The organism is Micromonospora sp. B9E7, from assembly GCF_039871815.1.
In the GTDB taxonomy this organism is placed as follows: Bacteria; Actinomycetota; Actinomycetes; order Mycobacteriales; family Micromonosporaceae; genus Micromonospora.
The window spans coordinates 193965-218485 of record NZ_JBDPLX010000005.1 but is presented as its reverse complement, the minus strand read 5'-3'; the positions used below and the strand labels follow the sequence as shown (position 1 = coordinate 218485).

Here is a 24521-nt window from a genome sequence, read left to right as displayed (position 1 = left end):
CACCACCCGGGGCGTCGGCGACCGCACGACCGCGGGGTTCAGCCCGCCGCCACCAGGTCGGGTCGCGGTGCCGGCACCGGGTCGAACTCCGCCCAGACGCGCTGGCCCATGCCGTCCCGCTCGACCCCCCACCGGCTGGCCAGGCCGGCCACGATGTGCAGCCCGCGCCCGTCCGCCGCGTCGGGGCTGGCCGTCCGGAGCCGCGGCCCGGTGCTCGCACCGCCGTCGGTGACCCGCAACTGGATCAGCGCGCCCTCGGCCGAGGGCCGTAGCCGCCAGGCAACCCGGATGACTCCGCCGGGCAGCGGCCGGGCATGCCGCACCGCGTTGCCCACCAGCTCCGCGAGCACCGCGATCAGATCCGCGAGGAGCGTCGGGGGTACGACGTCCGCCAACTCGTCAGCGAGCCTGTGCCGGGCCAGCCGTGCCCCGGCCGGATGGTGGGGAACCACCACGCACCACGCCCGATCCGTCACTGCCGCTGCCACCGTCGCCTCCACGTCGCGCCACCTCGGTCAACAGCGGGGTAGCCGCACCTCTGCGACCGTACCGCCGCCGGCCCTTGGACGTAGGGATACCCATCCATTCTGTTGTTCAACGATCCGGCGGACGAGATAGAGGCCGAGCCCTGCCCCCGGATAGCCGCGCCGGTCGCCGGACTCGCCCTGCCAGAACCTGTCGAACGCGCGCTCCACGTGCTCCGGTCGGATGCCGATGCCCTGGTCGCTGACCCGGAACGCCACCAGTTGACCGTCGACCGAGGCGGTGACCTCGATCGGAGAGTCCGGTGCCGAGTATTTGCCGGCATTGGTCGTCAACTCGGTCAACACCGTGGCCAGACTGGGCCGGTGACCGAGCGCCTTGGGCAGGTCGTTCGGGAGGAGGAGCACCAGCCGCCGGCGCAACTCCGCCGGCAGGTCGACGACGGCGGAGCGCAACGCCTCGCCGAGGTCGAACGGCGTCGCCGGTTCGTCCCCGGGCCCCGCCTCGGCGGCCGAGGAGAGAAGACGGTCGACCAATCGGGCCAGCTCGTTGGCGCGCTGCCCGATCACCCGGGCGGCCTGCCGCCGGTCCACCTCGTTCAGTGACTCCCAGTGGTCGGTCAGCGTGTCCGCGTACCCCTTGATCACGGTGACCGGTGTCCGTAGCTCGTGGCTGGTCACGGCGACGAACAGATCCCGGTCGTGGTCGCGTTGCTGCTGGTCGGTGATGTCGCGGAAGGTGACCACCCGCAGCGTGCCCGGGCCGGGCAGCTCACCGGAGGTGATCCGCAACCAGCGGCCGTCCGGCATCCGGTGATCTCGCACCTGGCCGGAGGGGGGCAGTGGGAACGGCAGGGGTCGGTTCAGCGCCTGCTCGGTCGACCGACCGGTGACCTGGGCGGCGGCCGGGTTCCAGAGTCGGACGTGTCCGTCCCGGTCGACGACGGCCAGCCCGTCGGCGAGTGCCGCCACCACCGGGCCGTCGCCGTGCACCGGCAGGCCGCTCTGGTCGCCGTACATGTGCGCGACGCAGGACGCGAGGTAGGCGACCACCCCCTGCTGCTCGGCGCCCGGTTCGTCATCGCCCGGGTAGAGCGCGTGAAGGCTGCCGACGGTGTGGCCGCCGATCTCCGCCCGGGAGACCACCATCCAGCGCAGATCGCTGCCGGTCAGCTCGGCGGCCAGTTTGCCGTTGAGGTGACCCACCCGCACCTGTCGTGCCCGTGGCCCGGCGAGCAGGCAGGCGGTGTCCGGGTCGTCCACTGCCAGCGGACGGCCGAGGGCCCACTCCGCCGCACCGGTCGCGGAGATCACCCGACCGCCGGTCGGACCGAACTCGACGAACGCCATACCTGTCGCACCGAGTGCCGGCTGGGCCACCCGGAGAAGCTGGGTGAGGACCGGCAGGCCCGCGTCCCCAGAGTTGATCATCTCGATCACGACGGTGTGGCCGCCGAGGAGAGCGGGAAAGTCGATACGCTCCGGCATGCGCCGAGTCTGCCCCGTAGAGCTGGATTTGGGCACCCCCGGCTGTCAGCGGCCCAGCCGGGAGAGGGCGTACGCCGGTCGATCGGTGATGATCCCGTCCACCCCGGCGGACAGCACCAGCTCCAGGTCGGTCGGCTCGTTGACCGTCCAGACGTACACCTGGTTGCCGGCGGCGCGCAGTGCGGGCAGCAGCTGCGGGCGACCCCGGACCAGACCGATGCCCGGCCCCGCGATCCGGGTGCCGAACGGCAGCCGACCCAACCGCAGCCAGCGCGGCAACACCTCCAGCAACAGCACGGTGGGCAACGTCGGCGCCAGCTCGCGGACCCGGCGGACCGCCAGCGGCGAGAACGACATGACGGTGACCTGCACCGGGTCGTCCGGCGCCGGGTCGGCCAGCCCGTACCGGCGCAGCATGGCGACCAGTCGCCGTTCCACGGCCGAGCCGTAGCGGGACGGGTGCTTCGTCTCCACCAGCAACCGGACCGGGCGTCCGGCGTCGAGCACGGCTTCCAGCAGCCGGGCCAGGGTCAGCAACCGGGTGTGCGACTCGTCCGGCGGCAGGTCGCCGCTCGGTGTGCTGCCCGGGTGCCACGAGCCGAAGTCCAGCGCGTCCAGTTCGGCGAGCGTACGCGCGCTGACCAGACCGCGACCGTTGCTGGTGCGGTCGAGTCGACGGTCGTGTACGCAGACCAGGTGCCCGTCCCGGGTCAACCGGACGTCGCACTCCAGGCCGTCGGCGCCCTCGTCGAGGGCGCGTAGGTACGCGGCCAGGGTGTGCTCGGGAAGGTCGTACGAGGCGCCGCGGTGCGCGAAGACCAGTGGGCCGCCCATCCGCCCGCCTCAGATGACCTGGCCGGGCTGCCCGTTCGCGTCGACCACCGGTCGGCCGACCGCAGCCCACTGGCGCATCCCACCGTCGGCGTTACGCACCTGCTCCCAGCCGTTGTTGATCAGGTAGGCGACGACCTGGGCCGAGCGCCCGCCGGAGCGGCAGATGACCGCCACGTCCCGGTCGGTGGGCACCTCGGCCAACCGTGCCGGCAGCTCCATCATCGGCAGGTGGTGGGCGTTGGGAGCGTGGCCGGCGGTCCACTCGTCGGCCTCCCGCACATCCAGCAGGTAGGTATCGTCGGCGATCTCGGTCACGGGCACGGTGGGAACCTGGGGTCCGAACACAGGAAGCAACACTAGATCCTCGTCGGCCGGTTCGGCACCGACGGGGCCGTCGGGACTGTCACAACCGGGTCACCCAGCGCGGGTTGGCCTGCGCCCAGGCCGGCACCCGAGTGCCGCGAACCGCCTCGAAGAGCCCGTTGCCCCCGTTGTCCAGTACCACGTACGAGACCTCGTCGATGGTCTGCGGTGACGACGGCACCTGGACGCCGCGCATCCCGTCGGGCGGCAGCGCGCGCAGCGCGAGGAGCAGGTCCTCCAGGGGTACGCCGTTGGTGTCGACGGTCAACGACCCGCCGACCGCCCGCAGCACCTGGTCGAGCTTGACCGGGTTGCTGCGCAGGTCTGCGCCGCCGGCGCTGTCCAGCATCGCCCGGAGCAACTGTTGCTGGTGGTGCTGCCGGTCGTAGTCGCCGCCGGGCAGGTCGTAGCGCTGTCGTACGTAGTCCAGTGCCTGCGCCCCGTCCATGCGCTGACAGCCGGTGGGGAAGACCCGGTTGGTGTGGATCGAGCGGACCTCGGTGTCCACGCACATCTCCACCCCGCCGAGCAGGTCGATGACCTTGCGGAAGCCGGAGAAGTCGATCAGCGCGGCACCGTCGAAGCGGATGCCGGTGAGCCGGTGCAGGGTGGCGGAGAGGAGTTGAGCGCCGGCCTGCCCACCGCCGCCGTGCTCGTACGCCGCGTTGATCTTGTCCTGGCCGCCGCCGAAGCCGTTCCCGGGCGGGATGGCGACCAGCAGGTCACGTGGGACGGAGACCAGGTACGCCTCCCGCTGCCCGGCGGGGACGTGCACGATGAGGATGGTGTCCGAGCGTTGGGCCGGCCCACTGTCGCCGGGGCGGCGATCGGAGCCGACCAGGAGGTAGTTGAGGGGCCCGTCCAGGTCGGTGCGGTCGGTGCGGGCGTCGGCGTCGAGCAACTGCTCCTTGGTCACCGTCCGGTCGTACCGGTTGCTGAGCGTCTTGAGCCCGATCATGGCGAGCCCGGCCAGCAGGACGAGGGCCAGGCCGATGCCGAGCATGATCCGCGATCCACGGGCGCGGCGTGCTCGGGCGGAAGGGGCCGTTGCGGCCCGGTCCGCCGTGTTCCGCCCCCACCTGGACGTGTCCGCCTCCCCGCCGCCGCACGTGAAACCTGCTCACGTCAGGCTACGGGTGGTGACGGCGCCGTCGCTGGCTTTCCGCGACTCCCGGTCGTCACTTGCGGGTGGAGATCACTTCGGGGTGGTTGAAGACGAACTCGGCGAGTTTGTCCTGCTTGACGGCCTGGAACATCGCCATCGTCTCTTCGCTCAAGCCCTCGGTGTTGTTGCCGTTGGCGTGGAAGGTGCCGCCGTTGGTCTTGAGCATGGTCAGCTCGTTGGCGGTGACCCCGCGCATGGTGAAGATGAAGTTCTCGATCGCCACTCCGCCGGTGTCCAGCACGAACGCCTTACCGGCCGCCTTGATCAGCTGGTTCATCTTGCCTGGGTTGGTCAACATCCCGCCGTCGGTAGCCTTCTTGGCCATCGCCTTGATCAGCTGCTGCTGGTTGGCCTGCCGGTCGTAGTCGCCGTTCTTGAGGGACTTGCGCTGTCGGGAGTAGTCGAGCGCGGCCCATCCCTCCATCTCCTGGCAGCCCTTCTTGTGCACCACCGGGGTCCGCTGCTTGCCGGTCTTCTTGGCGTCCGCGTTCCACATCGGCTTGCCGTCGACGTACGACATGTGCAGCGACTTGACCTCCTGGCTGACGCAGATGCGCACGGTGCCCAGGGCGTCGATGACGTTCTTGAAGCCGCCGAAGTTGATGATCGCCGCACCGTCGAAGCTGATCCCGGTGAGTCGCTTGATGGTCTGCGCCATCAGCTGGGCGCCACCCTCCCAACCACCGCCGTTGGCGGCACCGGCCTGGAACGCGCCATTGATCTTTCCGGTGCCGCCGGGGTAGCCGCTCTTCTTGAACGGGGGGATCTGCGCCTCGGTGTCCCGAGGGATCGAGATCAGGTACGCCTGGTCGTGCGTGGCGGGAATGTGCAGGATGATGATGCTGTCCGAGCGCACGTCGTCGGCCGCCCAGCGCTCCCGGGCGTCCACGCCGAGCAGCAGCATGTCGATTGGACCGTCCAGGCTCGCCCCGCCCTCGGCGTCGGACTTGCCGGCCTCACCCAGCAGGTTGCCCTTCGCGATGTCGCCGGTCGCCTGCCCGATCAGCACCTTGCTGCCGACGATGGCCACCCCGCTGCTCAGCATCAGCACCGCACCGAAGACCACTGTCAGTCGGGCCCAGAGGGGGTCCTTGCGCTTGGTCTTCTTCTTCGGCGACCCGCCGCCACCCGCAGGGCCGGCACCGCCGAAGCCGGGCGGTCGGGCACCCGGTCCGTCGCCCGAGGGGCGCGCCTGCACGGGTATGGCTGCGGCGACCCGGCCGCTGGGCGCGGCGGACCCGGGGGACGAAGGGCGACGACTGGCCTGAACCGGCATGCGTGCTCCAGCTCGTGATCAGGAGGGGGCGGCACCACTGTACGGACATCAATTCGACTTTGCGAGTTCAGCTCGTGTCAATCCGGACGTCAAATCCTTGGACTCAGTCGATCGTCGCCACTCGATGAGCCGAACGGCGGATTGCTGTCGGCCGTGGGGCCTGCCGACCCGTCAGCCGCCGTCGTTGCTCTTCGGCGGGTTGGCCTTGACCCAGTCCGCCATGGTGTCCGCCGACATGGCCCGGTACATGGCGAGCGCCTTCTCCCGGTCCGAAACCACCACCGACTCGCCGTTGATCGTGTCGCTGCCCGAGTTCGGGCTGGTCACGAAGGTGAGGTTCTCACCGCGCAGGTTGCGGAACTGCAACGCCATGTCTGTAACCGAGAAACCCTGGTCCACGGTTACGGCCTTGGTCACCGACTGGAGGAAATCGTTGAGCTTCTTCGGGTTCGCCAGCGTGCCGCTGCTCGCCGCCTTGTCCATCAGCGCCCGCAGGAACTCCTGCTGGTGCCGCATCCGGGCGAAGTCCCCGTCCGGGAACTGCTTGCGCTGCCGGATCCAGTCGAGGGCCTCCGCGCCGTCCATGTGGTTCGTGCCCTTGGTGAACGTCCGGTACGGCTTGTGGATCGAGGTGACGGTCCGTTCCACCTTCAGGTCCACCCCGCCGAGGGCGTCGGTGACCTCCTTGAACCCGCCGAAGTCGATCGCCATCACGTGGTCGATCCGAACGTCGGTGAAGCACTCCACGGTGCGTACCGCCAGCGGCAGCCCGCCGAACGCGAACGCCGCGTTGATCTTCGCGCGGTCACCGGAGTCGCAGGCCGCGCCGGCGCTCTCCGGGATCGGCACGTAGAGGTCGCGCGGGATGGAGACCAGGTAGGCCTCCTGGTGGTCGGCCGGAATGTGCATCACGATGACGGTGTCGGCGCGCCACTGGCTCTTGGTGTCGACCGGGGCGTCCGGGTCCCGCGAGTCGCTGCCGACCAGCAGGATGTTCAGCGCGCCGTCGACCGCCTTGACCGGTCGGCCGCCAGTGATCTCCGCGAACGGGTCGGTGCGGGCCAGGTCGCCGTTCAGGTTGCGGGCGTAGAGCCAGGCACCCACGCCGCCGAGCAACGCCAGCACCAGCACCGCGACCCCGGCAACGAGGGCGATCCGCCCCCAACGCGGGCGCGGGCCACGTCGCCCCGACCCACCGGTGCCACCCGGGCGGCCGGGCCCTCTCGGCCCCGCCGGGCCGCCGGGCCGGGGCGCCTCCTCGTCGTACGACGGGTAGAAGCGTGCCTCGGTCGGACGGGCACGCCCGGAAGCGCCCCGATCGGGGCCGGGCACCGACGCGCGCCCGGCGCTGCGGTGCAGGAACGGATGCGGGACGCCGGCAGACGAGGTCGCGGACATGTAACTCAGGGTACGTAGCGGGAGCCACCGCCGCCTTCAGGCGACACTCAGCGGCAGGCGGTACGCAACGAACCGGTTACCCTAGCCGCGCCCGGAAGTACTCGATCGTGCGTCGCAGGCCGTCTTCGGGCGCCACCGTCGGCTCGTATCCGAGCAGTTCGCGGGCGAGCGTGAGATCCGGGCGACGCATCTCCGGGTCGTCCGAGCTGCGGGTGACGTAGGTCACCTTCGAGGTGCTGTCGGAGAGCGACACGATCAACTCGGCGAGTTGCCGCATGGACAGCTCGTGCTCGGTGCCGCAGTTGACCGGGCCCGTCTCGGTCGAGTCGAGCAGCAGCAGGATGCCGCGAACCAGGTCCTCGACGAAGCAGATGGAGCGGGTCTGGTTGCCGGTGCCGTGCACGGTGATCGGCTCGCCGCGCAGCGCCTGGGAGATGAAGGTGGGGATGGCGCGGCCGTCGTCCGGGCGCATCCGCGGGCCGTAGGTGTTGAAGATCCGGACGATCGCCGCGTCGAGCCCGCGGTAGCGGTGGTACGCCATCGTCGCGGCCTCGGAGAAGCGCTTCGCCTCGTCGTAGACGCTGCGGACCCCGATCGGGTTGACGTTGCCCCAGTAGGTCTCCCGCTGCGGGTGCTCCTTCGGGTCCCCGTACGCCTCGGAGGTGGAGGCCATCAGGAACCGGGCACCGTCGGCGACCGCGCGCTCCAGCAGGTGCAGGGTGCCCACCGAGCCGACCCGGAGGATCTCCACCGGCAGTTGGGCGAAGTCGGTGGGGCTGGCCGGCGAGGCCATGTGCAGGATCGCGTCGAAACGCTCGGCCATCGCCGGGTGGTGGGTCGGCAGGCCCTCGGAGATGTCCGCCTCGACGAGCGTGAAGGTGGGCCGGTCCAGCAGGTGGGCCACGTTCTCCTTGGAGCCGGTCACGAAGTTGTCCAGCGCCACCACCGTGCAGCCGCGGGCGATCAGGACGTCCACCAGATGCGACGGGACGAAGCCAGCTCCACCGGTGACGAGGATGCGGTGACCGGACCCGAAGCGCTCAACAACCTTCATACCGCTCAGCCTACCGACCCGCGGATGTGGCAACGGGCTCCCGCTGACGCCAGGCGTCGGCGGGAGCCCGTCGGAGAGCGTCAGTGGGCGCCCGCGCCGGTCAGGGCGCGTACCTCCAGCTCCGCGTACTTGTCCTCGTCGTGCTCCTTGGAGATGACGGTGCCGATCCATCCGCACAGGAAACCGAACGGGATGGAGAGGATGCCCGGGTTGGACAGCGGGAACCACTGCCAGTCGTGGTTCGGGAACATCGAGGTCGCGGCACCGGAGACCACTGGCGAGAAGAACACCAGCAGTACGGCCGAGAGGAGACCGCCGTAGATCGCCCACACCGCGCCGGAGGTGTTGAACCGCCGCCAGAAGAGGCTGTAGAGGATCGCCGGCAGGTTGCCCGAGGCGGCGACCGCGAAGGCGAGTGCCACCAGGAACGCCACGTTGAGGTTCTGCGCGTAGATCGACAAGGCGATCGACACCGCGCCGATGACCAGGGCGGAGATCCGGGCGACCCGCACCTCCTGCCGCTCCGACGCCTCACCCTTCTTCAGCACGTTCGCGTAGAAGTCGTGCGCCAGGCTGGACGACGAGGCCAGCGTCAACCCGGCGACCACCGCGAGGATGGTGGCGAAGGCGACCGCCGCGATGATCGCCAGCAGGGCTGCCCCGCCCAGGTCGCCGCCGAAGAAGCTGATGCCCAGCGCTTCGGCCAGCTGCGGCGCGGCGGTGTTGCCGGCCTTGTCCTGTGCGGTGATCGCCTGGCTGCCGACCAGCGCCGCCGCACCGAAGCCGAGGGCCAGGGTGAGCAGGTAGAAGGTGCCGATGATGCCGATCGCCCAGAGCACGCTCTTGCGGGCGGCCTTGGCGGTCGGCACCGTGTAGAAGCGGATCAGGATGTGCGGCAGACCGGCGGTACCGAGCACCAGGGCGATGCCCAGGGACAGCAGGTCCACCTTGTTGTAGAAGGTCTGTGTCGAGTTGCCGGCGACCTCGACGCCGTACCGCAGCCCGGGTTCGAGGAACGCGCCACCCTTGCCGGAAGCCTCGGCCGCCTGGCCCAGCAGCGCCGACAGGTTGAAGTTGAACTTCGCCAGCACCAGGATCGTCATCAGCAGCGCACCGCCCATGAGCAGGAACGCCTTGACGATCTGCACGTAGGTGGTGCCCTTCATGCCACCCACGGTGACGTAGATGATCATCAGGGCGCCGACCATGATGATGGTGGCCACCTTCGCGGTGTCCGCGTCCATGCCGAGGAAGGTCGTCCCCGGCCGGATGCCGAGCAGCAGCGCGACCAGCGCGCCGGCACCCACCATCTGCGCCAGCAGGTAGAAGATCGACACCGTGATGGTGGAGACCGCCGCCGCCGTACGCACCGGACGCTGACGCATCCGGAAGGCCAGCACGTCCGCCATCGTGTACCGGCCCGAGTTGCGCAGCAGTTCGGCGACCAGCAGCAGGGCGACCAGCCAGGCGACCAGGAAGCCGATCGAGTAGAGGAAGCCGTCGTAGCCGTAGAGCGCGATGATGCCGGCGATACCGAGGAACGAGGCGGCCGACATGTAGTCGCCGCCGATCGCCATGCCGTTCTGGAAGCCGGAGAAGGACCGGCCGCCCGCGTAGAAGTCGGTCGCCGTCTTGGTCTGCCGGCTGGCCCAGATGGTGATGGCCAGGGTCACCGCCACGAAGACCAGGAAGAGCGTGATGGTCAGGTTGCGGGCGGTGTGGTTGCCCGCCTCGGCCGCCAGGAACGTCTCAACCGCGTGGACCGTCTTCACGGGTCACCTCCCCGATCTCGGCGCGGATCCGGTCGGCGATGGGGTCGATCTTCCGGTCCGCGTACCGGGAGTAGAGCCAGGCGATCAGGAACGTGGAGACGAACTGGAGCAGGCCGAAGACCAGGGCGACGTTGATGTTGCTGCCGAACAGCTTGGTGCCCATGAAGTCCCGGGCGTACGCGGAGAGAATGACGTAGAGCGCATACCACAGGAAGAACGCGACGGTCATCGGGAAGACGAAGCCGCGCAGCGCACGCCGCAGCCCGGCGAACTCGTCCGACCGTTGTACGGTCAGGTACTTGTCCGACTGGGAAGCGGCCGGAGCGGGTGTGTCCGTGGACATCTGTGGATCACCACCTTCACAGGCGTCAGAGGAGTTTCGCGCACGGTAGAGAGCGCGCTCCCCGACGGGGAAGGCCGAGATCGACGCCGGTCGTCGACTGCGCCGAGCGGTTGCCTGGCTGCGCCGAGTGACCCAGGTCACTCCGGTGACCGGTCGGCCCGGACGGGCCGACCGTTCAGCCCGGTAGCTCGTGGTACCGACCGCGATAGTGCAGCAGCGGAGCCGCCTCCTCGGTCAGGTCGACCGCCTCGATGGTGGCCTCCACCAGCAGGCCCCAGCCGTACTCCCGGGCGGTGTCCAGTCGGCACCCGGCCCACCCGCCGGCGTCCGCGGGCACCGGCCCGTACGGCGTCTCGATCCAGGTGTCGGCGGCGAAGAGCCCGCCCGGGGCGGGGAACAGGCCGGCGAACCGGTCGGCGAGCTGCCGGTGCGGTGGACCGAGCGGTGTGACCGCGAACCGACCCGCCTCCTCCGCCGCCGCCCAGAAATCGGACTCCGGGTCGATCAACCCGACCAGTCGGTCCGGCTCCCCCTCGGCGACCAGCGTGGACGACACCGTCAGCCCGGCCGGGCCGGGAGCCGTCCAGAGGGTCACCGGTGCGGCGAGTCGGCCGCGCAGCCGGCGTACCGGCGACCGCTGCCCGGTCGGCACCGCGAACGGGTCGGTGTGGTGGATCTCGGCGCCCGGCTCATGATTCACGTGAAACATTGTGCCGTCCCGGCCACGCGCCCAACCCAGGAAGCGCTCGTGCAGATCGGTGGGTCGCCCGTTGAGTCGGGCGAGCTGATCACCGGCCTCCGCCATGAGGGTGCCCAGGTAGACCAGCAGCCCCACCCGGTCATCCCGGTATTCGGCGAGCAACGCCAGCCGCGCCGGCTGGCACGGCCAGAGTGCGCCGCAGCCCCGACACCGCCAGAGTGGCCGCATCGGGAGGTGCGGCCGGCTCACCAGCCCCGCCCTACGCCCCACGCCAAGATCCGAGCAACTTCCCGGATGATGCTGCCTCCGACACCTGGGAGGCACCAACAACCCTGATGTTGCGCGGATCTTGGCGCGGGATATTCGAGGCGGGCGGTCGCGCGGGTCTCACGAAGCTCCCGAACGGCGCACGTCACCAGCGACCGCCGTTCGCGCGCCAGGTCTGCGCCGGGGTCAGCCAACCGGCCCGGCCCGGTCGCGGCAGGGCCACCGTCGGCCCGTTCGCCCACGCGGGTGGTCGATTCGGCGGGCCTGCCGACCGCTCAGCTCCGGTCGCGCCCGGCACGGCCGCCGGTGCCGCAACCTTCCTCTTCCGGTACGACCACCGTGCCCCGTTCCTGCCACGGATGAACCCGAACATGGCTGATCTCCTCCCGGTCGACGAGGGCCGCCCCGATCGGGGGATGACCGGGGCGGCCCGAACGCAGGACCGGACGCCGGGACATCGCCTCCACCGGCCGGGCCGCGTGCCCTCCACCCTGGACGGAAGAGCGCGGAGAGGGGAGGATGCCAGGGATTACTACACAGCGCTGTCACGTACTTACCGGAGAGGTAAGGATGAACGTCGAGATGTGGGTGCGGGCGTTGAAGGCCGCCCGAGCCGGTGCCGAGGTGTCCCAGGAGGCGTTGGCGACGGCCACCAGGTGGAGTCCCTCCACGGTGGCGGCCATCGAGACCGGCCGACGCCGGCCGACCATGGAGTTCGCGGTCGCCGCCGACGAGGCCCTAGCCACCGGCGGCCTCCTCGCCGAACTGTTGAGGGCAGCGGACCAGGAATATGGCCCATCCTGGTTTGTCCCCTGGCGTGGATACGAGCAGCAGGCAACGCGCCTACGTGCCTTCGAGGCATGTCTCGTGCCCGGCCTCCTTCAGACCGAGGACTATGCCCGCGCCGTCATCTCGGCGGGTGGGCTGCATCCGCCGGCCACGGTTGACGAACTTGTCGCGGTTCGTCTGGAACGCCAACTGCTGCTTTCCCGGGATGCGCCGCCAGTCTGCGTTTTCTTGGTGGATGAAATGGGCCTTCACCGTCCGGTGGGTGGTCACGCCGTCCTCAACGCCCAACTCGGCCGACTGCTTGAGGTGGCGGACCTTCCGTTCGCCCGATTGCACGTCATTCCACTGAACGTCGGTGAGCATGTCGGCTTTGGTGGCGGGTTCGTGTTCGCCGATCTGCCCGACGGGGACAGGGTGCTCTACCTGGAAAATGCCGCTCGCGGACACGTCATGGACGACCCGGAGACGCTCCGATTGATTGATCGCAAATGGGATAGTCTGCTCGGCGAAGCGCTCTCCACAAGCGCTTCAATGGATCTGATCCGGAAGCTGAAGGTGACACCATGACGATGATGAAGCCGCGCTGGCGCACCTCCACCCGGTCGACCGACTCCGGCGGCAACTGCGTCGAGGTGGCGGACAATCTGCCCGGCGTGGTGTTGGTCCGGGACAGCAAGGATCGCTCCGGCCCGGTCCTCACCTTCGCGCCGGTCGCCTGGCGCGGCTTCGTCGCCGACGCTGCTCAGGCCCGGTCACCCCACGCCGGTTAGCGTCGTGGCGTGACCGTGGCCAGCAACTCGGGCAGCCGACGGTCCAGCACGTCGCCGGCCAGGTACGCGCCCAGCAACGCCGCGCCCAATCCGTACGCCACTCCCACCGGCAGGGCCAGCCAGAGCCAGGCGGTACCGAGCAGGGCGGCGGCCACCACCATCGGCACCGCCGCTACCACCGAGATGGCCATGGCCAGCAGGGTGAGCAACCCCTTCGTCAGGCCCGCACCGCTGTTCATGGCGAACGGGTTGCTCGTCTCCGGCAGCGAGTACGCCCCGAGCACCGAGACGAAACTGTTCACCGCCAACCCCGCGCCGTAGGTGGCGGCCAGGCTGCCCGCCATCAAGCCGATCCATCCCGGCCGACCGAGAAGCGCCGACAGCACCACCGCGACGACCGCGAGCATCGGCAGCACGTACAGCGAGAAGGCCGTCATCCGCGCCCGCAGCTCCACCCGACCGGGCACGCCGGCCACCACGTTCGCCGCGTACGCGCTGCCGTCGAAGCCGAACTGGTTGGCGAGGGTGACTGCGGCGAGCACCCCCACGAGGACCAGGGAGATGGTGACCACGACCGGTGAGCTGTCGCTGGCAGCCGCCGTCAACCCCTCGTCGTTCATGGCCGCGAAGTCCCCGCCCGTGACGTTGATGAACACGGGTACGAAGATGCCGACCACCGCGATCGTGATCAGGTTGGCTCGGCGACGAGCGTCCCGCCACCAGTAACGGGCCTCCCGCGCCACCAGGGCACCGAACCGGTCCCGGCGAGTCCAGCCGGCGACCCGGGGGAAGAGTTGGGCGACCGCGCCACCGGTCACGCCGCGCCGCACCGGGGCCTTACCGGCGCTCGCCGCACCCACCATGGCCGACTCGATCGACCGCGACCACCAGGCCAGCAGGGCGCCGAGCGCCACCAGTGTGATCAGCAGCTTCACCGGCGCGGCCCACACCCGACCCTGGGCCACGTCGATGCCGGCCGTCCATGGTGCGCCGAGCGGCGTCCAGCCGATCACGGTCCCCGCGCCGGCCAGCCGGGGCCAGTCCGCCTCCCGCAGCGCGGCGAGGCCGAAGATCTGCAACGGGCCGAGCAGTGCGGCGACCACCGCCAGCAGCACGGCCGCCAGGTCCCGTACCCGGCGGGACCGCAGCATGGTGGCGAAGGCGCTGGTCACCGCCCGGCTGGCAGCCACGCAGAGCAGCAGCCCCGCGACCACACCGGCCACGGCCACCAACCCCGCCGACCAACCGCCCAACGACCAGGAGGTCAGCACCAGCCCGAACGTCGCGATCAGCACCGCCACCGCCGGCACGCTGATCAGAGCCGCCGCGAACAGGCCGGTCACCAACGTGCGGCGGGGCAACGGCAGCAGCGCGAACCGGGCTGGGTCCAGCGTCTCGTCCACCCCGAAGAAGACCAGTGGCAGGAGTAGCCAACCGAGCACCAGCAGGCCGCCGCCCGCGGCCGCGACCAGCACCGCGTACTGGCCGTCGCCGGTCAGGCCGGGCAGGGCGAAGAGGGAGAAACCGCCGGCGGCGAACCAGAGCCCGAGCAACGCGCCGCCGATGAAGAGTGCGATCCGCCAGCCCTGGCCCCGAAAGTTGTTGCCCATCACCCGCAGCTTGAGCCGCACGAAGTGGCGAGCGGAGACCGGTCGTACGGGCGCGGCGGGGGTGGCGTCCGCGCTCACTGGGAGAGCCACGACAGCTCCTCGCCGGTCGCGGTGCGCCCGCCGACCACCTCGACGAAGACCTGCTCCAGCGAGCGGTCGCCGCGGACCTCGTCGAGGGTCCCGACCCGCTTGATGGTGCCGCCGGCCAGGATCGCCACGTGTGAGCAGAGCCGCTCGACGACCTCCATCACGTGACTGGAGAAGATCACCGTGCCACCGCCAGCCGCGTACCGGGTGAGGATGTCCCGGATCAGCGCGGCGGAGACCGGGTCGACCGCCTCGAACGGCTCGTCCAGCACCAGCACCCGAGGGCCGTGCAGCAGCGCGCAGGCAAGGCCGATCTTCTTCTTCATGCCTGCCGAGTAGTCCACCACAAGCGTCCGCCCGGCGTCGCCGAGCGCCAGCACGTCCAGCAGCTCCGCGGCCCGCTGGTCGACCACCGCCGGGTCCATCCCCCGCAACAACCCGTTGTACGCGAGCAGCTCCGCCCCGGTCAGCCGATCGAACAGGCGGACCCCGTCGGGCATCACGCCGAGCAGCCGCTTGGCGGTGACGGGGTCCTGCCAGACGTCCTGCCCGAGCACCCGGGCCGAGCCGGCGTCCGGCCGCAACAGCCCGACCGCCATCGACAGGGTGGTGGTCTTGCCGGCGCCGTTCGGGCCGAGCAGGCCGTAGAAGGAGCCGGCGGGGACGTCCAGGTCGACGCCGGCCACCGCGATCGTGCCGTCGAACCGCTTGGCCAGGCCACGCAGTGCGAGCGCGGGATGCTCAACAGTCATGCGCCGACGTTATCCGTCGACTGCCAGTTCCGCCGTCCGGCGGTGGACGGACCCGTCGTCATCCCCGAGGCGGAGCTACGACCGCTCGGAGAGGGTCAGGTGTCCGACTCCCCGTACGACCTCGTTGGCCCCGGGTGCAACCGGACGTCGCGATGGCGGGTGACAGTGGCGACAGCGACGCGGGGAGGGGACATTGGACAGCGACGAGGGGTTCGAGGAGTTCTATCGAGCCACCAGGCATCGGGTCGTCACCGTGCTGTTTGCGCTCGGTGGTGATCTTGGTGAGGCGCAGGACGCCGCACAGGAGGCATACGTGCGGGCCTGGCAGCGCTGGCAGCGCATCGGCGAGTACGGCGATCCAGAGGCGTGGGTGCGTGCCGTGGGGCATCGCCTCCTGATGAACAGGTGGCGCAAGATCCGCAACGGACTCACCGCGTACCGACGGCACGGCCCGGCTGCCGCGGTGGGACCTCCATCGGAGAACACCGTCGCGTTGGTGACTGCGTTACGCCAACTGCCAAGCGAACAACGCGAGGCGGTCGTGCTTCATCACCTGGCCGACCTGTCCGTTGCGGACATCGCGCTGCAGACCGGTGTGCCGGTAGGCACCGTGAAGGCTCGCCTCGCCCGGGGTCGCAAGGCCCTGGCTCTCCTGCTCGGCACCACTATCTCGGAGGAGGTCAGCCATGCCTGATTCGCTCTTCACCGACCTGTTCCGCGATACCGAGCAGCTGACCTGGCATCCGACCGAGCAGGTGCGGCAACGCGGCCGGCGGCGTGCCCGCCAGACGCGGATCGCGACGGTGCTCGCCGGCGCGGTGGTCGTGGCTGTGGTGGCCACCGGCGCGGTGGCCCTGGCCGGCGGCGAGGATGGGGCGCCGACACCGGTGCTGCCGGCCACCGGATCACCCACCCCGACACCCACGCCGTCGGCTACCCCGACCCCGACGCCCTCGACCCGCGACACCCCCGGCGCACCACCGTCGAGCCCGTCGACGACCAGCGGCGGCCCGTCGAGTGGTTCCACCAGCCCGGCCATCCCAGCGGCGGCGCTGCTGCGTGCGTCGGACCTCCCGCGCGGTTTCCAGGCGGCCGGAAGTGACCTGGACGGTGACTGGTCGTTCGATTTTGCTGCCAGCAACGCCTGCGCGGACACACCGAGTCTGTCGGCGAAGGAGCGCGCCGAGCGAGGTGCGGTGTTCGGGAAACCCGGTGCGTCGTCGGTCATCGAACGAGTGCGGCGTTACTCCCTCGACGACGCGAAGGCCACCATCGTCTGGGCCCGGACGGTGACCGAATGCGAGCCGAGGCGCGAGCAGTACTCGTTGTCGGTCGTCGACTCGGGATTCGCCGGGGACGGTTCGCTCCTGATCAGATTCGACGCCGCAGGCTTGATCAGTTACACGCTCTTCGTTCGACAGGGTGACCTGGTCGCGGAGGTATGGCTGGGCAGCCTGACCAACAGGACGGAGGCCGGACGGCTGGCACAACGGGCAGCCGACCGACTGTGCGCCGGCACCGATGCCTGCTGAGGACGGCGGACCGTGGAAGGCGTCGGATGCAGTGATCACTGCATCCGGAGGGCTTCGGGGGTGTGCAGGCGGAGCATCGTGGCCGCGACATCGGCGGGTGCCCGTCGGCGGGTCGCCATCGACACGGCGACCATCACGGTGAAGGCCAGCGGCACCGTCCAGGCGGCCGGCTGCGCGATGAGCGTGGCCGGCCAGCCGGACAGCGGTGGGCCGAGGACGGTGACCAGCACCGCGCCGATCGCCGCGCCGCCGCCGACCACCACGCCGGCGGTGGCGCCGACGTCGGTCAGCCCGCGCCACCAGATGCCCAGCACCAGCAGCGGGCAGAAGCTCGACGCGGCGACCGCGAAGGCCAGCCCGACGACCTGCGACACGTCCAGTCCGGAGACGTGCAGCGCCAGCACCGCCGGCACACCACCGGCGATGACGGTGGCCAGCCGGAAGCCGCGTACCGAACCTCGACCGAGCACGTCCGTCGAGATCACCCCGGCGACGCTGGTCAGCAGCCCGGACGAGGTGGAGAGGAAGGCCGCGAACGCCCCCGCCGCGACCAGCGCGGCGAGCAGCCGGCCAACCGTCCCGTCACCGAGGGCCGCACCGGGCAGCAGCACCACCACCGCGTCGGTCTGGCCGCTGAGCAGCAGTTGCGGGGTGTAGATCCGGCCGAGGACCCCGTACAGGGTGGGCAGCAGGTAGAACACGCCGACCAACGCCAGCACGACCAGGGTGGTCCGACGGGCCGCCGCGCCGTCCGGGTTCGTGTAGAAGCGGACCAGCACGTGCGGCAGGCCCATGGTGCCCAGGAAGGTGGCCAGGATCAGCGAGTACGTGGCGAACAGGCCCCGGTCGTCGTCACCGGCGGCGCTGGGCAGTAACCAGTCGTCGGCCTCGGTGGCCACCCCGGACACCGCCGGCACCGGGTCACCGGCAGCGAAGGTCAGCTCGTCGCCGGGGCGTACCTCCCGGATGTCGCCGTCGGGCAGGGTGAGGGTCGCGCGGTGCTCGACCACGACGGTGGTCGCGGCCCGGAACGTCGGCCCGTCGGGTGGGGTCACCGCCGGGCGGCCGTCGGCCTGCCACTGCAGGGCCAGGAAGATCACCGGTACGGCGAGCGCGGTCAGCTTGAGCCAGTACTGGAACGCCTGCACGAAGGTGATCGCCCGCATCCCGCCCAGCGCCACGTTGGCGGTGACCACGGCGGCCACCAGCAGGGCCCCGAGTGGGTACGGGGAGCCGGCCACCGTGGCCAGGGTCAGCCCGGCGCCCTGGAGTTGCGGCACCAGGTACAGCCAGCCGATGAAGATCACGAAGGCGGTGGCCAGGATGCGCAGCCGGCGCGACCCCAGCCGTAGCTCGCAGAAGTCGGGCAGCGTGAACGCACCGGACCGACGCAGCGGCGCCGCCACGAAGAGCAGCAGGGCCAGGTACCCGGCGGCGAACCCGACCGGATACCAGAGCACGTCCACGCCGTACTTGAGGACCAGCCCGGCGATGCCGAGGAAGCTCGCCGCCGACAGGTACTCCCCGCCGATGGCGGCGGCGTTCCACGTCGGGCTGATCGCGCGCGAGGCGACCAGGAAGTCGGACGTGGTCCGGGCCAGCCGCAGCCCGTAGAAGCCGATCCCGACGGTGACCAGGGTGACCGCCACGATGGCCGGCACCACGAAATCGTTGCCCACCTCAGTGCTCCGGCCGCTGCACCAGGTCGGTGAAGTCCTGCTCGTTGCGTTCAGCCAGCCGCACGTACGCCCAGCCCACCCCGATCAGGAACGGGAAGGAGGCCACGCCGAGCAGCAGCCACGGCAGGTTGACGCCCGCGACGGTGGTCCGGCCGAGCGAGGGTGCGATGGCGAACAACCACGGCAACCCACCCAACCCGATGGCCACCACCAGCGAGAGCCGCAGCGCCAACGCGAGTTGGGCCCGGACCAGGCCGCGGACCAGCGCCTCACCGACCTGGGTCTGCTGGGCCAACTCGGCGCGGGTCCGCTCGGCGCGGGTGTCCTGCCGGGTGATCTCGGCCAGCACGATCCGGGCCCGCCGGGGCGGCGGTACCGCATCGCCCGACGCCACGTCGGGGAGTTGCTTGGCCACCCCGGCAGTCTCGCCCGCCGTGCGCGATTGTCAAGCCGTGGCCGTCACCAGGATCCGGTGCCGGGGCAGTCCACCCGCGCGGTCACCGGGGTCGAGGCGAGTTCGCGCCGTGCCCGTTCCCGGCCGAGGTTCGTCGCCCACAGGCCGTCCCGGGGCAACTCGGCGGCGATCTGCCCCAGCGCGCAGACGCGGACCGGCTCGGGCAACCGGACCAGTGCGGGTACGGCGTCCGCCGACAGCCCGGACAGGTAACCGACGTCCAGCCGGCCGGTCTGCAGGTAACGGTCGACGTTCCGCTCGGCGATCAACCGGTCCGGGTTGACCAGGGCCAGGCCGAGCAGCGCCACCACCGCCGTGCCGATCACCAACCGGGGCAACCAGTCCGCCCGCAGCCGCACCACAGCCACCCCGACGAGTACGAAGAGCAGCCCGAGCCACAGCTCGATTGTCGCCACGACGAGCCGTAGCCGGGTGGCGCCGTACGCGTCGGCGTAGACCTGCATCCGGTACAGCGCCGAGGCGACGATCACCAGACTGAGCCCGGTGAGCGCACCGAGCAGTACGCGCACCAGCAGGCGATCCGCCCGGGTGGCCTTCGGTGCGCGGCGGGCGGCGACGGCGATCACCAGGAGGGTGAGCGCACTGACGGCGAGCAGTTGCCAGAACCCGCCGCGGGCGTACTGGGCGTAGGTGAGCCCGGACGTCCGCAGCACGTGCCCGGCACCACCGAACAACACGGTCAACTGGACCAGCACGAACACGGCGAACAGGGCGACGAGCATCCCCAGCGGGAGGATCCACTCCAGCCGGTGCGCCGTTCGAGGTGCTTTCGGGCGTAGACCCTCCAGGTCGGGTGGGCGGCTGACCAGGAACGCGCCACCGAGCAGGCCCCCGCCGATCAGCAGCAGCCGCACCAGCCAGTCGAACACACCTACCGACGAGACGTCGGGCAGCAGGCCGGTGACGAGGTCGGCGAAGACCGCGTCGGCAGAGGAGAAGAGCAGACCGAACAGCACCAGCAGACCGGCGGAGATCGCCAGGCTGGTCAGGATGCGCCCGATCGGGACACCCGAGGCAGACGACTGCCTGCTCTGTAGCCCGCGTACCGCCCAGGGGAGCGCCCGTACCGTCGCGGCCGGCGGCAGCGTCGCGGCGACAAGCATGCCGAGTGGGCTTCGCCCGCCGGTCAGCGCCAGTGTGCCGGTGACCGCCGCCGCGATCAGGCACAGGACGAAGAGCCAGCCGGCCGCCCGGACCGTGCCGACGGCGACCAACGCGATCGTCGCGGCGGCCCAGAGGACCTGGGCCACCCGTCCCGGTGCCCCCGTGGCACCGGGACGGGCGGCGGTCGCCGCAGTTGGCGGAGCCGGCGTGGCGGTGGTGTTCGGTGCGGGGGTGCTCGGCGGGGCGGTGCTCAGCGCGGCGGTGCCGAGGGCGGCGACGCCGGCCAGCGCCGCCACCAGCCAGCCGAGGCCGGGGCGAACGACGGTGAGCGCGGACGCGCCGACGACTGTCGCCGTCGTCAGTGCGGCCAGGACCAGCGGTCGGGCCGCCCCGGCCGGCCCGGGCCAACGCCGCTCGGTGAACGACGGCCGCCTGGGCAGGACCGGCGCGGGCGGCCAGGGTTGGAGCTGACCGGCGGCCGGCGGGGTGCCCGGGCCGGGTCTGACGGTCGGGGGGATCTGCGTTCCGGTCGGCCCGGGGGCCGGAACGGGAACGCTGCCAGGGCTGGTCATGCGGCCTCTTCTCGGTGGGACCCGATGCTCGGGATGGTGACCTGGATGCGGCAGCCGGGCCGGTCGCCCCGGTGCGGGCCGATGGGGTCGAGGACGGCGATCTGGCCGCCGTGCAGCTCGACGACCCATCGCGCGATCGCCAGACCGAGACCTGTTCCGCCGCCGGCCGACCGGTCGCCGCGGGTGAACCGCTCGAAGACCCGGGACCGCTCGGCCGGCGGGATGCCCTGGCCCTCGTCGCTCACCTCGAAGCGGAGGTGGTCACCGTCGTCCTCGGCGCTGACCCGGACGAGGCCGCCGGGTGGGCTGTGCCGCGCCGCGTTGTCGAGCAGGTTCGCGAAGACCTGGTGCAGCCGCCACGGGTCCGCGTTCACCGTCAGCGGCGACGGCAGGTCACGGAGTTCGAACCGCACGTCCAGGCCGGCACCGGACGCGCTCGCGGTAGCGTGCTCCACCGCCTCGTCGAGGAAGTCCCCCACGTCGATCCGTACCCGCCGCAACGGCACCACGCCGGCGTCGAGGCGGGACAGGTCGAGCAGGTCGGCGACGAGGTGTCCGAGTCGTTCGGTCTGCGCCAACGCCGAGCGCAGCGCCGCCGGCTCGGGGTCGGCCACCCCGTCCACCATGTTCTCCAACACGCCCTGCAATGCGGTGATCGGCGTACGCAGTTCGTGCGAGACGTTGGCAATCAGCTCACGTCGGCGCTGGTCCGAGGCGTGCAGGTCCTCGGCCATCTTGTTGAAGGCCTGAGCCAGTTCACCGACCTCGTCCCGGGAGGTGGCGCGTACCCGTCGCGTGTAGTCACCTCGGGCCATCGCGCCGGCCGCGGCCGTCATCTCGCGCAGCGGCGACGTCATCCCGTGGGCGAGCACCTGCGAGGTGACCAGCGCGATGGAGATGACCGTGATCGAGGTGCCCGGTGGAAGCCATCCGATGCCGTACCAGAAGTAGCCGATGGCCACGGCCCAGGAGGCGACCAGCAGAACGCCGAGCTTCATCTTGATCGAGCGGACCGGATCCAGCGGACGGGGCAGCACCCGATCCAGCCAGTCCAGGAGTCGGCCGGTCACGCGGGAAGGTCCAGGGCGTATCCGACTCCGTGCACGGTGCGGATGAGATCCGCGCCCAGCTTGCGGCGCAGCGCCTTGATGTGGCTGTCCACCGTGCGGGTTCCGCTCCCGTCGACCCAGCCCCAGACCTCGGCGAGCAGTCGCTCTCGGGGCAGCACCGTGCGGGGGCGCCCGGCGAGGTGGACCAGCAGGTCGAACTCGGTCGGGGTGAGGTGCACGTCCGCACCGTCCAGGCGGACTCGCCGCTCGGCCTCGTTGATCTCGATGTCGCCGATCCGGATGGCGGGCGGCGCGGGAGTGGCGGCCCGGTCCACCCGGCGCAGCAGGACGTGTACCCGTGCGGCCAGCTCCCGCATCGAGAACGGTTTCGTGAGGTAGTCGTCCGCGCCGACCGCGAGCCCCACCAGCAGGTCGGTCTCGTCGTCCCGGGCGGTGAGCATCAGCACCGGCACCGGCCGGTCGGTCTGGATCCGGCGGCACACCTCCAGGCCGTCGAAGCCGGGCAGCATCACGTCGAGGACGACGAGGTCCGGATGTCCGGCGTGGAACTGCGCGACGGCGCTGGGCCCGTCCGGGGCGATCTCCACCGCGAAACCCTCGGCCCTCAGTCGAACCGCGATGGATTCGGCGATGGTCCGTTCGTCCTCGACCACCAGTACCCGACGTTGCGTCATGGGTCCTGACTGTAGGGAGCGACCGTGGAGATCAGTGGGTGGCGTTGTGAATAACCTGTGGAGAACGGCTCACGCCTGTGGATAACCCGGCGAGCATGCCGGCTGAGGTCCGTAAACACCGAAGCGGGGCCGGTGGCGTTGTGCCACCGGCCCCGCCACGTCGACCGTCAGCTGGTCGGTACGACCAGAGCCACGGACATGCTGCCGCTGGCCGGGACGGTGAACCGCTCCAGCTTGCGGGTGCCGTCGGGTTGCGTGACCAGGTAGCGGCCGTCGAAGTACGCGTCGCCGAGCGACACGTTGTAGGTGAAGAAGATCCGCTGCGGCCCCTTGAGGCGCATGCTGAACTGCCCCTCGCTGATCCAGCCGCTGCCCGCGATGTCGCCGGTGTCGACGCTGCGCGCGACGACGAACCCACCGTCGAAGGGAACCCCGTCCGGCGTACGGAAGGTGCCGGTCAGCTCGACGCCCTGGTCGAGCCGCACGTCGTGGGTCGCGGCCGCCCCAGCGGTCACCGTCACCGGAGTGGCGGTGAACCGGCTGGTCTTGTCGCCGGACCACTCGCTGGCGTACGGAGTGCCGCCGACCACCAACGGCCAGGCGTACGGGCCCAGCCGTTTGAGGGTGTAGACGCCGTTCTCGTCAGTGGTGGCGTCCTCGGCACCGACCCCGGGGTGGGCGGTCAGGATCGACACACCGACGTTCGGCATCGGCTGCCCCGACGGGTCGGTGATCGTGCCGGTGATCGTGCCGGCCCGATCCAACTTCACCTGCGGCGCGGTGGCGACCTGACCAGCGGTCGCCGTGACCACTGCGGCCTCCCGCTCGTCGCCACTGCCACCGTCGGCACCCACCCACTGGCGGCCGTAGGTGTCGTTGCGCGGCACCGCGAGGAGCTTGTAGCTGCCGGCGGTGAGCGGCCCGACCTGGATCCGGCCGTAGTGGTCGCTGCAGTCGCCGTAGCCGTCGCGGAGCGACGCCTGCTTGGGCAGGAACGCGTCCAGGCAGATGTTCGGCACGGGCGACCCGCTCTGCCGGTCGACGATGGTGGCGCTGATGACCGCGGCGGGCTTCAGCTTCACTGTCAGCTTGGTGTCGCTGTTCGCCTTGACCCGCACCCCGGTCACCTCCCGGTTGAAGTGAAGCTCATCCGGTGCGTCCAGGTAGATGGTGTGGCGGCCCTGCGGCAGGTCGGTGACGGTCGCCGTGCCGGTGCCGTTGCTGCAGACCGACTGGGCGCAGAAGTCAGCGATCGGGGCGCCGGTGACCGAGTCGACGGCGGACACGGTGACCGTGCCGGTGCCGAGCAGGCTGTCCTTGATGGACGTCGTCTGCCCGCCCCGGACCTCGACGACGTCGGCCTCCTCGCGGGTCAACGTGCCGCGGTAGTACTGCTGCCGTTCGCCGGCGCTCAGACCGACCTTGTACGCGCCCTGAAGGACCTGGACGGAGAACTCACCGTTCGCGTCGGTCTGCGTCCACGCTCCGCCGTAGGAGTTGGCGGCGCTGACGTCGACCGAGGCGTCGACGAGCGGAGCGCCGGCGGCGGTGGTGAACCGTCCGGTCAGCACGCCCGTCGGCAGCACGGTGTCGTTGACCACCGTCGTCTCGTCCGCCTTCACCTGGAAGACGTCGGCGCTCTCCTCGTCCAGCTTTCCGGGAACGTACTGCTCCTGGTAGGAGCCCTCGATCGGGCGCATGCTCACGATGTAGCCACCCGGTTTCACGGCGATCGTGAACCGGCCCTGGTCGTCGGTGCGGCCCCAGGCCAGGGCACCGGTGTCGGACTCCCGGGCGTCCACACTGAGATCCACAACCGGGTCGCCGGCGGTGTTGACGAGGCGGCCCGCGATGGTGCCGACCTCGAAGAGCTGCTCGTCGATCCGGGTGGTGCCGCCCTCGGTGACGGTGATCGGGTCGGCGTCGAAGGGGCTGACCTTCTGGTGGTGGTACTGCTCGGGCCGCTCCGAGGGGAAGTAGCCGACCAGGTACGAGCCGGCTCGCAGCCCGCCGAGGGTGTAGTTGCCGTCGGCGTCGGTGTTGGTGGAGCTGACGTACGCGTAGCTGTCGCTCCGGTAGAGCTGTACCTGGACCTCGGCGGCGGGGGTGCCGGCATTGGTGGTCACTCGTCCACTGACGACGCCCGTTGCCGCGGCCTGGGCCGGAGTGGCGCCGGGCAGCACGAGTGCCGCCACGACGGCACCGGCCAGCAGGCCCCGGCGGGCTGGGATTAGCTGCATCGATGTCCCAACGTGATGGTGGTGG

General features: G+C 70.7%; 23 protein-coding genes. 4 read left to right on the top strand and 19 right to left on the bottom strand.

The features are described from left to right. Positions 1-38: 38 nt before the first annotated feature. The 11 genes from ABGB10_RS10230 to ABGB10_RS10180 all read right to left on the bottom strand — a co-directional run bounded on the left by ABGB10_RS10230 (position 39) and on the right by ABGB10_RS10180 (position 11103). Positions 39-455, bottom strand: coding sequence for an ATP-binding protein (locus tag ABGB10_RS10230; protein ID WP_347660798.1), 417 nt, complete (start codon positions 453-455; stop codon positions 39-41). 60 nt (positions 456-515) lie between these two features. Continuing rightward, positions 516-1970, bottom strand: coding sequence for an ATP-binding protein (locus tag ABGB10_RS10225; RefSeq protein WP_347660628.1), 1455 nt, complete (start codon positions 1968-1970; stop codon positions 516-518). A 45-nt stretch (positions 1971-2015) separates the two neighbouring features. Beyond that, positions 2016-2804, bottom strand: coding sequence for a glycerophosphodiester phosphodiesterase family protein (locus tag ABGB10_RS10220; protein WP_347660627.1), 789 nt, complete (start codon positions 2802-2804; stop codon positions 2016-2018). Between the two features lie 9 nt (positions 2805-2813). Beyond that, positions 2814-3149, bottom strand: a complete 336-nt coding sequence (locus ABGB10_RS10215; RefSeq protein ID WP_347660626.1) for a rhodanese-like domain-containing protein — start codon at positions 3147-3149, stop codon at positions 2814-2816. 58 nt (positions 3150-3207) lie between these two features. After that, positions 3208-4170 (bottom strand): LCP family protein, encoded by a 963-nt coding sequence (locus ABGB10_RS10210; protein WP_347660625.1) that lies wholly within the window; start codon positions 4168-4170, stop codon positions 3208-3210. A 175-nt stretch (positions 4171-4345) separates the two neighbouring features. Next, positions 4346-5608, bottom strand: coding sequence for an LCP family protein (locus ABGB10_RS10205; RefSeq protein WP_347660624.1), 1263 nt, complete (start codon positions 5606-5608; stop codon positions 4346-4348). 171 nt (positions 5609-5779) lie between these two features. Then, positions 5780-7006, bottom strand: a complete 1227-nt coding sequence (locus ABGB10_RS10200) for an LCP family protein (RefSeq protein WP_347660623.1) — start codon at positions 7004-7006, stop codon at positions 5780-5782. 76 nt (positions 7007-7082) lie between these two features. Next, positions 7083-8060: an NAD-dependent epimerase/dehydratase family protein gene (locus ABGB10_RS10195; protein WP_347660622.1), complete on the bottom strand. Its 978-nt coding sequence runs from the start codon at positions 8058-8060 to the stop codon at positions 7083-7085. A gap of 80 nt (positions 8061-8140) precedes the next feature. Then, complete coding sequence (locus tag ABGB10_RS10190; RefSeq protein ID WP_347660621.1) at positions 8141-9832, bottom strand: cation acetate symporter; 1692 nt, start codon at positions 9830-9832, stop codon at positions 8141-8143. After that, positions 9810-10175, bottom strand: a complete 366-nt coding sequence (locus ABGB10_RS10185) for a DUF485 domain-containing protein (RefSeq protein ID WP_145778408.1) — start codon at positions 10173-10175, stop codon at positions 9810-9812. Before ABGB10_RS10185 ends, ABGB10_RS10190 begins: the two co-directional genes overlap by 23 nt. Before the next feature lie 175 nt (positions 10176-10350). Further along, positions 10351-11103 (bottom strand): flavin reductase family protein, encoded by a 753-nt coding sequence (locus ABGB10_RS10180; RefSeq protein ID WP_347660797.1) that lies wholly within the window; start codon positions 11101-11103, stop codon positions 10351-10353. A 609-nt stretch (positions 11104-11712) separates the two neighbouring features. Here ABGB10_RS10180 and ABGB10_RS10175 point away from each other — a divergent pair. Together ABGB10_RS10175 and ABGB10_RS10170 are read left to right on the top strand one after the other, a co-directional pair. Next, positions 11713-12498: a helix-turn-helix transcriptional regulator gene (locus ABGB10_RS10175; RefSeq protein ID WP_347660620.1), complete on the top strand. Its 786-nt coding sequence runs from the start codon at positions 11713-11715 to the stop codon at positions 12496-12498. Then, a complete protein-coding gene (locus ABGB10_RS10170) occupies positions 12495-12701 on the top strand; it encodes a DUF397 domain-containing protein (protein WP_347660619.1) in 207 nt (68 codons plus the stop codon). The genes ABGB10_RS10175 and ABGB10_RS10170 overlap by 4 nt, the downstream gene beginning before the upstream one ends. Here the strand turns inward: ABGB10_RS10170 and ABGB10_RS10165 are convergent. Together ABGB10_RS10165 and ABGB10_RS10160 are read right to left on the bottom strand one after the other, a co-directional pair. Then, complete coding sequence (locus ABGB10_RS10165) at positions 12698-14389, bottom strand: ABC transporter permease (RefSeq protein ID WP_347660796.1); 1692 nt, start codon at positions 14387-14389, stop codon at positions 12698-12700. The two genes, ABGB10_RS10170 and ABGB10_RS10165, sit on opposite strands and share 4 nt — an antisense overlap. Then, positions 14386-15150, bottom strand: a complete 765-nt coding sequence (locus ABGB10_RS10160) for an ABC transporter ATP-binding protein (protein ID WP_347660618.1) — start codon at positions 15148-15150, stop codon at positions 14386-14388. The genes ABGB10_RS10165 and ABGB10_RS10160 overlap by 4 nt, the downstream gene beginning before the upstream one ends. A gap of 193 nt (positions 15151-15343) precedes the next feature. On the opposite strand from ABGB10_RS10160, the gene ABGB10_RS10155 reads away from it, so the two are divergent. Next, a complete protein-coding gene (locus ABGB10_RS10155) occupies positions 15344-15844 on the top strand; it encodes a SigE family RNA polymerase sigma factor (protein WP_347660617.1) in 501 nt (166 codons plus the stop codon). Continuing rightward, the gene (locus ABGB10_RS10150; protein WP_347660616.1) at positions 15837-16682 is read left to right on the top strand and encodes a hypothetical protein; all 846 of its coding nucleotides are present in this window, start codon (positions 15837-15839) and stop codon (positions 16680-16682) included. Before ABGB10_RS10155 ends, ABGB10_RS10150 begins: the two co-directional genes overlap by 8 nt. Positions 16683-16717: 35 nt before the next feature. Here the strand turns inward: ABGB10_RS10150 and ABGB10_RS10145 are convergent, their stop codons facing one another. The 6 genes from ABGB10_RS10145 to ABGB10_RS10120 all read right to left on the bottom strand — a co-directional run bounded on the left by ABGB10_RS10145 (position 16718) and on the right by ABGB10_RS10120 (position 24496). Further along, positions 16718-18361 carry a cation acetate symporter gene (locus tag ABGB10_RS10145; protein WP_347660615.1) on the bottom strand — a complete coding sequence of 548 codons (1644 nt, stop codon included), beginning with the start codon at positions 18359-18361 and terminating at the stop codon, positions 16718-16720. A 1-nt stretch (position 18362) separates the two neighbouring features. Then, complete coding sequence (locus ABGB10_RS10140; RefSeq protein WP_347660614.1) at positions 18363-18776, bottom strand: hypothetical protein; 414 nt, start codon at positions 18774-18776, stop codon at positions 18363-18365. A gap of 44 nt (positions 18777-18820) precedes the next feature. Then, positions 18821-20512, bottom strand: coding sequence for a DUF4153 domain-containing protein (locus ABGB10_RS10135; RefSeq protein ID WP_347660613.1), 1692 nt, complete (start codon positions 20510-20512; stop codon positions 18821-18823). Next, the gene (locus tag ABGB10_RS10130) at positions 20509-21510 is read right to left on the bottom strand and encodes a HAMP domain-containing sensor histidine kinase (protein ID WP_347660795.1); all 1002 of its coding nucleotides are present in this window, start codon (positions 21508-21510) and stop codon (positions 20509-20511) included. Before ABGB10_RS10130 ends, ABGB10_RS10135 begins: the two co-directional genes overlap by 4 nt. A gap of 68 nt (positions 21511-21578) precedes the next feature. Next, complete coding sequence (locus ABGB10_RS10125) at positions 21579-22256, bottom strand: response regulator transcription factor (protein WP_347660612.1); 678 nt, start codon at positions 22254-22256, stop codon at positions 21579-21581. Positions 22257-22423: 167 nt separating this feature from the next. After that, positions 22424-24496, bottom strand: coding sequence for a carboxypeptidase-like regulatory domain-containing protein (locus ABGB10_RS10120; protein ID WP_347660611.1), 2073 nt, complete (start codon positions 24494-24496; stop codon positions 22424-22426). Between the last annotated feature and the right edge of the window lie 25 nt (positions 24497-24521).

Bases quoted from the DNA above. Each gene is read 5' to 3' on its own strand.
- ABGB10_RS10225 (WP_347660628.1), bottom strand. From the start codon at position 1,970: ATGCCGGAGCGTATCGACTTTCCCGCTCTCCTCGGCGGCCACACCGTC.
- ABGB10_RS10220 (WP_347660627.1), bottom strand. From the start codon at position 2,804: ATGGGCGGCCCACTGGTCTTCGCGCACCGCGGCGCCTCGTACGACCTT.
- ABGB10_RS10210 (WP_347660625.1), bottom strand. From the start codon at position 4,170: ATGCTCGGCATCGGCCTGGCCCTCGTCCTGCTGGCCGGGCTCGCCATG.
- ABGB10_RS10205 (WP_347660624.1), bottom strand. From the start codon at position 5,608: ATGCCGGTTCAGGCCAGTCGTCGCCCTTCGTCCCCCGGGTCCGCCGCG.
- ABGB10_RS10200 (WP_347660623.1), bottom strand. From the start codon at position 7,006: ATGTCCGCGACCTCGTCTGCCGGCGTCCCGCATCCGTTCCTGCACCGC.
- ABGB10_RS10195 (WP_347660622.1), bottom strand. From the start codon at position 8,060: ATGAAGGTTGTTGAGCGCTTCGGGTCCGGTCACCGCATCCTCGTCACC.
- ABGB10_RS10185 (WP_145778408.1), bottom strand. From the start codon at position 10,175: ATGTCCACGGACACACCCGCTCCGGCCGCTTCCCAGTCGGACAAGTAC.
- ABGB10_RS10180 (WP_347660797.1), bottom strand. From the start codon at position 11,103: ATGCGGCCACTCTGGCGGTGTCGGGGCTGCGGCGCACTCTGGCCGTGC.
- ABGB10_RS10175 (WP_347660620.1), top strand. From the start codon at position 11,713: ATGAACGTCGAGATGTGGGTGCGGGCGTTGAAGGCCGCCCGAGCCGGT.
- ABGB10_RS10170 (WP_347660619.1), top strand. From the start codon at position 12,495: ATGACGATGATGAAGCCGCGCTGGCGCACCTCCACCCGGTCGACCGAC.
- ABGB10_RS10160 (WP_347660618.1), bottom strand. From the start codon at position 15,150: ATGACTGTTGAGCATCCCGCGCTCGCACTGCGTGGCCTGGCCAAGCGG.
- ABGB10_RS10150 (WP_347660616.1), top strand. From the start codon at position 15,837: ATGCCTGATTCGCTCTTCACCGACCTGTTCCGCGATACCGAGCAGCTG.
- ABGB10_RS10135 (WP_347660613.1), bottom strand. From the start codon at position 20,512: ATGACCAGCCCTGGCAGCGTTCCCGTTCCGGCCCCCGGGCCGACCGGA.
- ABGB10_RS10130 (WP_347660795.1), bottom strand. From the start codon at position 21,510: ATGAAGCTCGGCGTTCTGCTGGTCGCCTCCTGGGCCGTGGCCATCGGC.
- ABGB10_RS10125 (WP_347660612.1), bottom strand. From the start codon at position 22,256: ATGACGCAACGTCGGGTACTGGTGGTCGAGGACGAACGGACCATCGCC.
- ABGB10_RS10120 (WP_347660611.1), bottom strand. From the start codon at position 24,496: ATGCAGCTAATCCCAGCCCGCCGGGGCCTGCTGGCCGGTGCCGTCGTG.